At 58.6% G+C, this 13,078-nt stretch carries 3 protein-coding genes, 2 tRNA genes and 2 rRNA genes; all 7 read left to right on the top strand.

Annotated elements, in window-relative coordinates:
• Positions 1-23: 23 nt before the first annotated feature.
• The 7 genes from AC4ANK_RS25755 (at position 24) to recD (ending at position 13,064) form a co-directional block, all read left to right on the top strand.
• Positions 24-100: transfer RNA gene (locus AC4ANK_RS25755), tRNA-Ile, on the top strand.
• 30 nt (positions 101-130) lie between these two features.
• Positions 131-206, top strand: a tRNA-Ala gene (locus AC4ANK_RS25750).
• Between the two features lie 239 nt (positions 207-445).
• Positions 446-3,338: ribosomal RNA gene (locus AC4ANK_RS25745) — 23S ribosomal RNA — on the top strand.
• Positions 3,339-3,498: 160 nt separating this feature from the next.
• Positions 3,499-3,614, top strand: a 5S ribosomal RNA gene (gene rrf / locus AC4ANK_RS25740).
• 194 nt (positions 3,615-3,808) lie between these two features.
• A complete protein-coding gene (gene recC / locus AC4ANK_RS25735) occupies positions 3,809-7,285 on the top strand; it encodes an exodeoxyribonuclease V subunit gamma (RefSeq protein ID WP_031598110.1) in 3,477 nt (1,158 codons plus the stop codon).
• Entirely contained in the window at positions 7,282-10,974 is a 3,693-nt protein-coding gene (gene recB / locus AC4ANK_RS25730) for an exodeoxyribonuclease V subunit beta (RefSeq protein ID WP_002555206.1), read from the top strand. The genes recC and recB overlap by 4 nt, the downstream gene beginning before the upstream one ends.
• Positions 10,971-13,064, top strand: a complete 2,094-nt coding sequence (recD, locus tag AC4ANK_RS25725; RefSeq protein WP_002555205.1) for an exodeoxyribonuclease V subunit alpha — start codon at positions 10,971-10,973, stop codon at positions 13,062-13,064. The genes recB and recD overlap by 4 nt, the downstream gene beginning before the upstream one ends.
• The last annotated feature ends 14 nt before the right edge of the window (positions 13,065-13,078 follow it).

Here is a 13,078-nt window from a genome sequence, read left to right as displayed (position 1 = left end):
CTAGCGGCTACAAGCTCGAAATTGGGTCTGTAGCTCAGTTGGTTAGAGCGCACCCCTGATAAGGGTGAGGTCGGCAGTTCGAATCTGCCCAGACCCACCAATTTTGTGTGGGAAACGCCTGTAGAAATACGGGGCCATAGCTCAGCTGGGAGAGCGCCTGCCTTGCACGCAGGAGGTCAGCGGTTCGATCCCGCTTGGCTCCACCACTTACTGCTTCTGTTTGAAAGCTTAGAAATGAGCATTCCATTGATCCTGACGATCAGTGCATGAATGTTGATTTCTAGTCTTTGATTAGATCGTTCTTTAAAAATTTGGGTATGTGATAGAAAGAAATAGACCGGGCACCTCTTTCACTGGTGTGTGTCCGGGCTAAGGTAAAGTTTGTGAATGCAAACTTTCGGCGAATGTCGTCTTCACAGTATAACCAGATTGCTTGGGGTTATATGGTCAAGTGAAGAAGCGCATACGGTGGATGCCTTGGCAGTCAGAGGCGATGAAAGACGTGGTAGCCTGCGAAAAGCTTCGGGGAGTCGGCAAACAGACTGTGATCCGGAGATGTCTGAATGGGGGAACCCAGCCATCATAAGATGGTTATCTTGTACTGAATACATAGGTGCAAGAAGCGAACCAGGGGAACTGAAACATCTAAGTACCCTGAGGAAAAGAAATCAACCGAGATTCCCTTAGTAGTGGCGAGCGAACGGGGACCAGCCCTTAAGTTGTATTGAGATTAGCGGAACGTTCTGGAAAGGACGGCCATAGTGGGTGATAGCCCTGTACGCGAAAATCCCTTTGCAATGAAATCGAGTAGGACGGGGCACGAGAAACCTTGTCTGAATATGGGGGGACCATCCTCCAAGGCTAAATACTACTGACTGACCGATAGTGAACCAGTACCGTGAGGGAAAGGCGAAAAGAACCGCGGAGAGCGGAGTGAAATAGATCCTGAAACCGTATGCGTACAAGCAGTGGGAGCCCACTTTGTTGGGTGACTGCGTACCTTTTGTATAATGGGTCAGCGACTTATTTTCAGTGGCGAGCTTAACCGAATAGGGGAGGCGTAGCGAAAGCGAGTCTTAATAGGGCGTCTAGTCGCTGGGAATAGACCCGAAACCGGGCGATCTATCCATGGGCAGGTTGAAGGTTGGGTAACACTAACTGGAGGACCGAACCGACTACCGTTGAAAAGTTAGCGGATGACCTGTGGATCGGAGTGAAAGGCTAATCAAGCTCGGAGATAGCTGGTTCTCCTCGAAAGCTATTTAGGTAGCGCCTCATGTATCACTGTAGGGGGTAGAGCACTGTTTCGGCTAGGGGGTCATCCCGACTTACCAAACCGATGCAAACTCCGAATACCTACAAGTGCCGAGCATGGGAGACACACGGCGGGTGCTAACGTCCGTCGTGAAAAGGGAAACAACCCAGACCGTCAGCTAAGGTCCCAAAGTCATGGTTAAGTGGGAAACGATGTGGGAAGGCTTAGACAGCTAGGAGGTTGGCTTAGAAGCAGCCACCCTTTAAAGAAAGCGTAATAGCTCACTAGTCGAGTCGGCCTGCGCGGAAGATGTAACGGGGCTCAAACCATGCACCGAAGCTACGGGTATCATCTTTTGATGATGCGGTAGAGGAGCGTTCTGTAAGCCTGTGAAGGTGAGTTGAGAAGCTTGCTGGAGGTATCAGAAGTGCGAATGCTGACATGAGTAACGACAATGGGTGTGAAAAACACCCACGCCGAAAGACCAAGGTTTCCTGCGCAACGTTAATCGACGCAGGGTTAGTCGGTCCCTAAGGCGAGGCTGAAAAGCGTAGTCGATGGAAAACAGGTTAATATTCCTGTACTTCTGGTTATTGCGATGGAGGGACGGAGAAGGCTAGGCCAGCCTGGCGTTGGTTGTCCAGGTTTAAGGTGGTAGGCTGAGATCTTAGGTAAATCCGGGATCTCAAGGCCGAGAGCTGATGACGAGTGTTCTTTAGAACACGAAGTGGTTGATGCCATGCTTCCAAGAAAAGCTTCTAAGCTTCAGGTAACCAGGAACCGTACCCCAAACCGACACAGGTGGTTGGGTAGAGAATACCAAGGCGCTTGAGAGAACTCGGGTGAAGGAACTAGGCAAAATGGCACCGTAACTTCGGGAGAAGGTGCGCCGGTGAGGGTGAAGCATTTACTGCGTAAGCCCACGCCGGTCGAAGATACCAGGCCGCTGCGACTGTTTATTAAAAACACAGCACTCTGCAAACACGAAAGTGGACGTATAGGGTGTGACGCCTGCCCGGTGCCGGAAGGTTAATTGATGGGGTTAGCGCAAGCGAAGCTCTTGATCGAAGCCCCGGTAAACGGCGGCCGTAACTATAACGGTCCTAAGGTAGCGAAATTCCTTGTCGGGTAAGTTCCGACCTGCACGAATGGCGTAACGATGGCGGCGCTGTCTCCACCCGAGACTCAGTGAAATTGAAATCGCTGTGAAGATGCAGTGTATCCGCGGCTAGACGGAAAGACCCCGTGAACCTTTACTATAGCTTTGCACTGGACTTTGAATTTGCTTGTGTAGGATAGGTGGGAGGCTTTGAAGCGTGGACGCCAGTCTGCGTGGAGCCAACCTTGAAATACCACCCTGGCAACTTTGAGGTTCTAACTCAGGTCCGTTATCCGGATCGAGGACAGTGTATGGTGGGTAGTTTGACTGGGGCGGTCTCCTCCTAAAGAGTAACGGAGGAGTACGAAGGTGCGCTCAGACCGGTCGGAAATCGGTCGTAGAGTATAAAGGCAAAAGCGCGCTTGACTGCGAGACAGACACGTCGAGCAGGTACGAAAGTAGGTCTTAGTGATCCGGTGGTTCTGTATGGAAGGGCCATCGCTCAACGGATAAAAGGTACTCCGGGGATAACAGGCTGATACCGCCCAAGAGTTCATATCGACGGCGGTGTTTGGCACCTCGATGTCGGCTCATCACATCCTGGGGCTGAAGCCGGTCCCAAGGGTATGGCTGTTCGCCATTTAAAGTGGTACGCGAGCTGGGTTTAGAACGTCGTGAGACAGTTCGGTCCCTATCTGCCGTGGACGTTTGAGATTTGAGAGGGGCTGCTCCTAGTACGAGAGGACCGGAGTGGACGAACCTCTGGTGTTCCGGTTGTCACGCCAGTGGCATTGCCGGGTAGCTATGTTCGGAAAAGATAACCGCTGAAAGCATCTAAGCGGGAAACTTGCCTCAAGATGAGATCTCACTGGAACCTTGAGTTCCCTAAAGGGCCGTCGAAGACTACGACGTTGATAGGTTGGGTGTGTAAGCGCTGTGAGGCGTTGAGCTAACCAATACTAATTGCCCGTGAGGCTTGACCATATAACACCCAAGCAATTTGAGTGGACTTCCTGACAGGAGCATCAGATTGCGGTGACTGTGAAGATGACATGAACCGAAGGTTTGCGTCACAACCGCACCGAGCTATCACATACCCGATTTGCTGAAGCGCGCCGCATGGCACGATTCGGTACCCGAATTTCTTGACGACCATAGAACATTGGAACCACCTGATCCCATCCCGAACTCAGCAGTGAAACGATGTATCGCCGATGGTAGTGTGGGGTTTCCCCATGTGAGAGTAGGTCATCGTCAAGATTAAATTCCAGAAACCCTCATCGCTTATGCGTTGAGGGTTTTTGTTTGTCTGGGGTTCCACAAACCTCTGCATTCTCCTGAACTCATAACCATACCTCTCCGGCAGTCATTCAGACCAACATGCTTATGGCAATCCAGCGCGCTTGCCCTTATGGTTCGGCATCAGGTTCTACGCACCGGTCAAGGAAACAAGCATGTCCGTTACAACCTCTCTGAGTGCAGGTTTCATGGTGGTTCAAGGCAACCGCCCGGATGAGCTGCGCAGTCTGGTTGTGTCGTGGATGCGACGTTATCCATTGGCCCCCCTGGAAAACGAGATTGCGCTGGTCCAGAGCAACGGCATTGCGCAGTGGTTGAAACTGGCGTTGGCCGAGGACGCTCAGGATGAAGATAGCGGTGGCTGTGGCATTGCCGCAGCCATAGACGTCCAATTGCCCGGTAGTTTCATGTGGACGCTGTACCGCATGGTTCTCGGAAGCGATGAAATACCGTCGACTTCCTTGCTCGACAAGACCCCGCTGACCTGGCGCTTGATGCGCTTGCTCCCTGAACTCATCAATCAGCCACACTTCGAGCCCCTGCAGCGTTTCCTGACCGACGACACTGATCTACGCAAGCGCTATCAATTGTCCGAGCGCCTGTCAGATCTGTTCGACCAATATCAGGTTTACCGCGCCGACTGGCTGGAAGACTGGGCCGCTGGCCGTCATCAATTGCGCGATGGGCGAGGTCAGGCCAGACCGCTGTCAGCCGCTAATTGCTGGCAAGCCGAGCTGTGGCGCGCGCTGCTGGATGATGTCGGTGCCAAAGGTATGTCGCAGAGTCGAGCGGGTGTACATCAGCGCTTCATCGAGCGCATCGGCAGCATGACCGAAGCGCCTCCGGGTTTGCCGGCACGTGTCATCGTTTTTGGCATTTCCTCGCTGCCCGCACAAGCGCTCGAGGCATTGGCGGGCCTGGCGAAGTTCAGCCAGGTTCTGCTCTGCGTTCACAACCCGTGTCGCCATCACTGGGCTGATATCGTCGCCGACAAAGACCTGTTGCGTCACCAGTACAAACGCCAGGCGCGCAAGACCGGAATGCCGATGGTCCTCGATCCGCAAGCGCTGCATCAGCATGCTCACCCGCTGCTCGCTGCCTGGGGCAAGCAGGGTCGCGATTACATCAATTTGCTGGACAGCCATGATGATCCGCGCAGCTACCGCTCTTCGTTCAAGGATGAGCGGATTGACCTGTTCAGTGAAGTCGAGCCCACCAATCTGCTGAATCAGTTGCAGGACGATATTCTCGAGCTACGCCCGCTGGATGAAACCCGTGAGCTCTGGCCGGCAGTCGATCCGCTGGAAGATCGCTCGGTCCGTTTCCATGTTGCGCACAGTGCGCAGCGCGAAGTGGAAGTGCTGCATGACCAGCTATTGGCACGGTTCAGCAAAGACCCGGGCCTGCGCCCGCGTGACGTGATTGTCATGGTCCCGGATATCGACAGCTACGCCCCACACATACGAGCGGTATTCGGGCAAATCGAACGCGAAGATCGTCGCTTCATTCCCTTTACGCTGGCCGACCAAGGGCAACGTGGCCGCGAACCCTTGCTGATTGCCGTTGAACACCTCCTCAAACTCCCGGACAGCCGCTTCCCGGTCAGCGAAATCCTTGACCTGCTCGATGTTCCTGCCTTGCGCGCGCGCTTCAGGATTCAGGAGCGCGATCTGCCAACGCTGCACCGCTGGATAGAAGGCGCCGGCATTCGCTGGGGCCTCAACGCACAGCAGCGTGCCGGTCTGGGGTTGCCGGATGCGCTGGAGCAGAACAGCTGGCATTTTGGTCTGCGGCGCATGCTGCTTGGTTACGCCGTGGGTGCAGGTGACGCTTACGACGGCATTGAGCCGTACGATGAGATTGGCGGGCTTGATGCCGCATTGATCGGCCCACTGGTAGCGCTGATTGACGCGCTTCAGGTGGCCCATACGGAATTATCGACACCCGCAACTCCGTACACGTGGGGAACGCGCCTGCAATCGCTGTTGCAGTTGTTCTTCCTCGCCGACAGCGAACACGATGACTACCTGCTCGCTCAGCTTGAAACACTGCGCGAAAACTGGCTGGAAACCTGTGAAGCGGTAAGGCTGACCGATGAGCTGCCGTTGACCGTTGTGCGTGAGGCCTGGCTGGCCGGGCTTGATCAGGGGCGCCTGTCCCAACGCTTTCTGGCGGGCTCGGTCAACTTCTGCACCCTGATGCCCATGCGCGCCATTCCATTCAAAGTGGTCTGCCTGCTGGGCATGAACGACGGCGATTACCCGCGCGCGCAACCGCCGCTGGATTTCGACCTGATGGGCAGCGACTACCGTCCCGGCGACCGTTCGCGGCGTGAAGACGATCGCTACCTGTTGCTGGAAGCGCTGCTCTCGGCCAGAGACCAGCTCTATATCAGCTGGGTTGGCCACAGCATTCGGGACAACAGCGAGCGTCCTGCATCGGTGCTGATTGGCCAATTGCGCGATCACCTGGCCAGTGGCTGGAAGCTGGCTGGCGAGACCGAACCGGACGGCAAGCAGGACGATGGTGAGCGTTTGCTGAACGCGCTGACTGTGGATCACCCGCTGCAGCCTTTCAGTGCCAGTTACTTCCATGCAGGCACGGGGTATTTCAGCTTCGCCCGCGAGTGGCGCCTGCTGCATGAAACCGACCTTCAGGTGCCCGTACCTCAAGCGCTTCCCCCCCATGAGCAGGAAGAACCCCTGTCCATTGCACAGTTACAGGACTTCCTGAGAAACCCGGTGAAGCATTTCTTCAGCCAGCGCCTGAAGATCTATTTCGAAGTCGCCGAAGCGCCGCTCGCCGATGAGGAACCGTTCGTGCTCGACGCGCTTGAGCGTTACGGCCTCAGTGAAAGCCTGCTCAGCGCAGCGATGGCTTCCCCTGACGATATGGATGTCGCCCTGAAAGCCCAGGCACTGAAACTGCAAGCCAGTGGCCTGCTGCCGCTCGCGGGGTTCGGCACCTTGATGCAGAGCGAGCTGATCGAGCCGTTGCCAGACGTCCTCAAGCGTTACCACGACCTGTTGACCCTCTGGCCCGAAACGTTGAGCAGCGCATTACCGATCAGTTTCAGCCATGGCAGTGTGAGTATCGATGGCTGGTTTGGCGGGCTGCACCGTAACGCTCGTGGTGAGCTGTTGCTGGTCACGGCGATTCCCAACAGCATCGGCTTGAAAAAGACTCGCAAATGGCACCGGCTGATTCGGCCGTGGTTCAATCACCTGGTTGCCTGCGCCTGCGAGCTGCCGTTGCACACGGCACTGGTCGCCAGTGACGAAACCCTCATGCTCGAACCGTTGGACAAGGACGCGGCCATTACCACGCTGAATCACTTGCTTATGGCTTGGCTACGCGGCATGCAAGAGCCTTTACCAGTCGCCGTCAAAACCGCATTTGCCTGGCTGGGCCAGCCCGCCGACAAAGCCGAAGCAGCAGCCCGCAAGGCCTACGAGGGTGACGGGCAGACCACTGATGGTGAGCGCCGCGAAAGCACCGCGCTGGCCCGACAGTTTCCGGACTTTGACGCGCTGGTCGACAGTGAAGAGTTTGCAGGCTGGTGCGAGACGCTCTACAAACCGGTTTACGATGCGCCCTGGCAGTCGTTGTCTGGCGGGGAGGGTGGCGCATGAACGAAAAGTCCCTTCCTCTGGCGCTGCTCTTTCCACTACGCGGCAGTCAACTGATCGAGGCCAGCGCCGGGACGGGCAAGACCTTCACCATCTCCGCCCTGTACTTGCGCCTGGTGCTTGGGCACGGCACCGAACGGTCAGGCTTTGGTCGTGAATTGCTGCCGCCGCAGATCCTCGTGGTGACCTTTACCGACGCCGCTACCAAGGAGCTGCGTGACAGAATTCGTACCCGATTGGCGGAAGCTGCGCGGTTCTTTCGTGACGAGATTGCCGCACCTGACGGTTTGATTGCCGAGCTGCGCGAGCAGTTCGAGGCCGAGCAGTGGCCGGCCTGTGCCAGCCGTCTGGACATCGCCGCACAATGGATGGACGAAGCCGCCGTCTCGACGATCCACAGCTGGTGCCAGCGCATGTTGCGCGAACACGCATTCGACAGCGGCAGCCTGTTCACCCAAACCCTGGAAACCGACCACAGCGATTTGCTCGGTGAAGTGCTGCGCGACTACTGGCGCCGCTTCTGCTACCCCATGAGCGGCGACGCGTTGACTTGGGTGCGGGAAAATCTGAGCGGTCCGGCGGCGTTGTTGCCGCGTGTGCGAGGTTTGTTTGGTCGTGATCGCAGCCCGCCCACTCAAGAGCCCGCCGAACTGATCGAGGCGTCATTGCAGGAGCGCCGAGCAGCGCTCGCTGCCCTGAAAGCACCTTGGGCCGCCTGGGCTGAAGAGCTGTATGCGCTCTGTCAGGACGCCGTAGCCCGCAAAGTGGTCGATGGCCGCAAGATGCAGGAGCGCTACTTCAAGCCCTGGTTTGAAAAGCTTGCCGCATGGGCCGCTGACGACACACAGGAAACGCTGGACCTGGGAACCGGTTTCACTCGCCTGACTCCGGAAGGTGTTGCCGAAGCCTGGAAAAGTGATCCGCCTTCACATCCTGCTTTCGAGGCCATGGCACAGCTGAAAGCTGCGCTGGACAGCCTGCCCAAGCCGGATGCCGCGGTGTTGCAGCATGCGGCGCAGTGGGTAAGTGCCCGCTTTGAGGAAGAGAGGCGGCGTCGCGCCGAGATGGGGTTTGACGACATGCTGCTCAGGCTCGACGCGGCCCTGCATGGCGCGGGCGGCGAGCGTCTGGCCACCCTGATTCGCGAGCAGTTTCCGGTGGCGTTGATCGACGAATTCCAGGACACCGACCCTGTCCAGTACCGGATCTTCGACAGCATCTATCGTCTTGAGGCCAACGATGAGCAGACCGGGCTGTTCCTGATTGGCGACCCGAAGCAGGCGATCTATGCGTTTCGCGGTGCCGATATCTATACGTACCTGCGCGCCCGGCAGGCCACCGATGGCCGTTGGCACACGCTGGACACCAACTACCGCTCCAGCCATGCAATGGTCGCGTCGGTCAACCATGTCTTCACGCGCGCAGAGCAACGTCCGCAAGGTCGCGGAGCGTTTCTGTTTCGTGATGATCAAGGCAATCAGGTGCCGTTCTCCGATGCGCTGGCCCAAGGGCGCAAAGAGACCCTGGAAGTCGACGGCGCGCCACTGACTGCACTCACGGTCTGGCATCTTGAAAGCGAACAGCCGGTGTCCGGGGTTATTTATCGCCAACAGTTGGCGGCCAGTTGCGCCAGCGAGATCGTGCGCCTGCTCAACGCCGGTCAACAGGGCCGTGCCGGTTTCGCCATGCTTGATAAACCGCTGCGCGGGCTGCGTCCGGCCGACATTGCGATTCTGGTCCGCGATGGAAAGGAAGCGCAGGCGGTGCGTCAGCAACTCAGCGCGCGTGGCGTGCGCAGTGTTTATCTGTCGGACAAGGACTCAGTGTTCGCCGCTCAGGAGGCCCACGACCTTCTGTCCTGGCTCAAAGCCTGTGCCGAGCCCGATTCAGAACGTACGCTGCGTGCCGCACTGGCATGTATCACGCTTGACCTGCCACTGGCCGAGTTGGAGCGTCTGAATCAGGACGAGCTGGCGTGGGAACGGCGCGTCATGCAGTTCCGTGGCTATCGTGCCGTGTGGCGCAGCCAGGGCGTCCTGCCAATGCTGCGCCGCCTGCTGCACGACTTCGCCCTGCCGCAGACATTGATGACGCGCACCGACGGTGAGCGAGTACTGACCAACCTGTTGCACTTGTCTGAACTGCTGCAGCAGGCCGCCGCCGAACTGGACGGCGAACAGGCCTTGGTTCGGCATCTGGGCGACCACCTGGCACTGTCCGGTCAGGCTGGCGAAGAACAGATCCTGCGTCTGGAAAGCGACGAGCAACTGGTCAAGGTGGTGACCATCCACAAGTCCAAGGGCCTGCAATATCCGCTGGTGTTCCTGCCATTCATTTGCTCCTCGAAACCCGTGGACGGCAGTCGCCTGCCACTGCAGTTTCATGACGCCGACGGCAACTCGCAGATCAGCCTGCAACCCACCGAAGCGCTGATTCAGCAAGCCGATGACGAACGTCTGGCCGAAGACCTGCGCTTGCTCTACGTGGCGCTGACCCGTTCCGAACACGCTTGCTGGCTGGGCGTTGCCGACCTCAAACGCGGCAATGCCAGCAACTCGATGCTGCACCGTTCGGCGTTGGGTTATTTGCTGGGTGGCGGTGTTGCGCTGGCCGAGTCGGTAGAGCTGAAAGTCTGGCTGCGTGATCTCGCGCAAGGCTGTGATGCGATTGCCTTGCAGCCTGTTCCCGAGCCCACTGACGAACGCTTCAGTGCGCCGCGCAACGAAGCCGCGCTGGTCCAACTGCTGGTACCCAAACGTCGCGCTGCCGAGAACTGGTGGATCGCCTCCTACAGCGCCCTGCGTATCGGCGACACCGTAACCACCGGTGCCGATGAATCGCCTGACAGCCCGCAGGCACAGAAGCTGTTCGACGACGAGCGCCTGGACCCTGAAGCGCCGCGTGACATTTTGACCAGCGGCGGCGATATCCACCGCTTTCCGCGTGGCCCCAATCCCGGCACCTTTCTGCATGGACTGCTCGAATGGGCTGGCAACGAAGGTTTTGCGCTAACGGCGCACACGCCTGAACTGCTGAGAGACGCCGTTGCACGTCGCTGCAGCCGTCGCGGCTGGGCGGGCTGGATCGACACGCTGAGCGATTGGCTACAGCAGATGCTGAACATACCGTTGCGTCTGTCGCCGGATGCCACGCCGGTCGCGCTGGGTGAGCTGAATCAGCCCAATCAGTACCGCATAGAGATGGAGTTCTGGTTCGCCAGCAACAACGTCAATGTGGCGCAGATGGATGCCCTGGTACGCCGCTTCACCCACAACAACGCGCCGCGTGCTGCGACCGAGACGGTCTCGCTCAACGGCATGTTCAAAGGCTTTATCGACCTGACGTTCGAACACGAAGGCCGGTATTACGTGGCTGACTACAAGTCCAACTGGCTGGGCACCGACGACACTGCGTACACCGAACTGGCGATGGAAACCGCCATTCTCGACAACCGCTACGACCTGCAATACGTCCTGTACCTGCTGGCGTTGCATCGTCAGCTCAAGGCACGGATGGCCGACTATGATTACGACCAGCACATGGGCGGCGCGCTTTACCTGTTTCTGCGCGGCAGTCGTTCGGCCTCTCAGGGAGCGTATTTTACACGTCCGCCACGTGAACTGATCGAGAGTCTGGACCTGCTGTTTCAGGGCAAACCGATAGCGCATGACCTGCCGGGAGCATTGGCATGAGCCGCTCGTTCGATGATCTGTTGCCTACCGCGCTGGACGACATCAGCCTCGCTGAGTTGAGCCCGCTGACGCGTGTCAGCGATCTGCTGATCCTGCTCGAACGTTGGGTCGAGCGCGGCTGGTTGCGTGCTCTGGACAAAGCGTTCGTCGCGTTCCTCAGTGACCTCGATCCGCACGCCGATCCGTTGGTGCTGGTGGCTGCGGCGCTTACCAGCCATCAGCTCGGCCACGGTCACGTCTGCCTTGACCTCTACGAGACCCTCAAAGAACCGGACTTCGCCCTGTCACTGCCACCCGAAGGCGATCAGCAGAGCGCGCCGATGCTGCTGCCCTCACAACTGCTGGCAGCACTGGATGGCGCCGCCTGGTGCCAGGCGCTGGCCGGCAGCATGCTGGTTGCCGAGGTGGGCGATTCAAGTGCCGAAGCGCGACAAAAACCGCTGGTGCTGGCCGAGCGGCGTCTGTACCTGCGTCGCTACTGGACTTACGAACGACGTATCGCTGCAGCCTTGCGTCAGCGCCTGGCACAGCGTGAAACGTCGCCGGAGGATCTGCCGCAGCAGCTCGACGCATTGTTCGGCCCGGCCAATTCTTCGTCACAAGCTGTCATCGACTGGCAGAAACTTGCCTGCGCACTGGCGACCCGCAAGGGCTTCAGCATCATCACCGGCGGCCCCGGCACCGGCAAAACCACCACGGTGGTGCGCCTGCTGGCCTTGTTGCAGGCCCCGGCGGTACAGAATGGCCAACCGCTGCGTATCCGTCTGGCGGCACCTACCGGCAAGGCGGCGGCCCGACTGACCGAGTCCATCAGCCAGCAGGTGCAGAGCCTGGACGTCAGCGACGACGTACGGCAGAAAATCCCCAGCGAAGTCACCACCGTCCACCGCCTGCTTGGCAGTCGCCCCGGTACCCGGCACTTCCGCCATCACGCAGGCAACTTACTGCCACTGGACGTGCTGGTGGTTGATGAAGCATCCATGATCGACCTGGAAATGATGGCCAATCTGCTCGACGCATTACCGCCGCATGCGCGCATGGTGCTGCTCGGCGACAAGGACCAGTTGGCCTCCGTTGAGGCGGGTGCCGTTCTGGGCGATTTGTGTCGCGACGCCGAAGAAGGTTTTTACAGCCCTGAAACTCAGGCCTGGCTTGAAGCTGTCAGCGGCGAAGACCTCAGCAAAGGTGCCTTGCGCCAAGGCGATGCGCAGCACCATCCATTGGCCCAGCAAGTGGTGATGCTGCGCCATTCGCGTCGTTTTGGCCAAGGCAGCGGTATCGGCCAGTTGGCCCGACTGGTCAACCAGCAGCAGGACCAACAGGCCCGCGCGCTGCTTGCGGCGGGCAGTCACGACGACCTGTTTGCCCTGGCGTTGAAGGGCGAACAGGATCTGAAGTTCGAACGCCTTGTGCTCGACGGGCTTGGCAGAGGCGAGCAAGGTCCGCAGGGTTACCGCCATTACCTCAACGTACTTGCCGCCGGGCGGCCCGCCGATGATTCGGCCCTCGACGACCATTGCTGGACTCGATGGGCGCGCTTGGTGCTCAGCGCCTTCGACGCCTTCCAACTGCTGTGCGCTGTACGCAAAGGCCCGTGGGGCGTGGAAGGCCTGAACCAGCGCATCACTCATGCGCTGTTCAACGCGAAGCTGATTGAAAGCGAACAGCAATGGTACGAAGGCCGCCCGGTGTTGATGACCCATAACGACTATGGCCTGGGCTTGATGAACGGCGACATTGGCATCACCTTACGCCTGCCCGAGCGCGACGGCGACGGCAAGCAAGTGCTACGTGTCGCGTTCCCGCGCAACGACGGCAGCGATGGCGTACGCTTCGTCCTGCCCAGCCGCCTCAACGAGGTCGAGACCGTGTACGCCATGACCGTACACAAATCCCAAGGCTCGGAATTCGCCCACACCGCCCTGATCCTGCCCGAAGCGCTCAACCCTGTACTGACCAAGGAGCTCATCTACACCGGCATCACCCGCGCCAAGCACTGGTTCAGCCTGATCGAACCGCGCCAGGGCATCTTCGAGGAGGCTCTGCGCCGCAAGGTCAAACGTCTGAGTGGTTTGATGTTGGGGCTTTGATCATGTCCGTGCTG

The organism is Pseudomonas sp. Pmew2 (assembly GCF_058129885.1).
This window is presented reverse-complemented; position numbering and strand designations above follow the sequence as displayed.

Excerpts from the sequence above, each read along its gene's own strand:
- recB (WP_002555206.1), top strand. The coding sequence starts at position 7,282 with ATGAACGAAAAGTCCCTTCCTCTGGCGCTGCTCTTTCCACTACGCGGC.
- recD (WP_002555205.1), top strand. The coding sequence starts at position 10,971 with ATGAGCCGCTCGTTCGATGATCTGTTGCCTACCGCGCTGGACGACATC.
- recC (WP_031598110.1), top strand. The coding sequence starts at position 3,809 with ATGTCCGTTACAACCTCTCTGAGTGCAGGTTTCATGGTGGTTCAAGGC.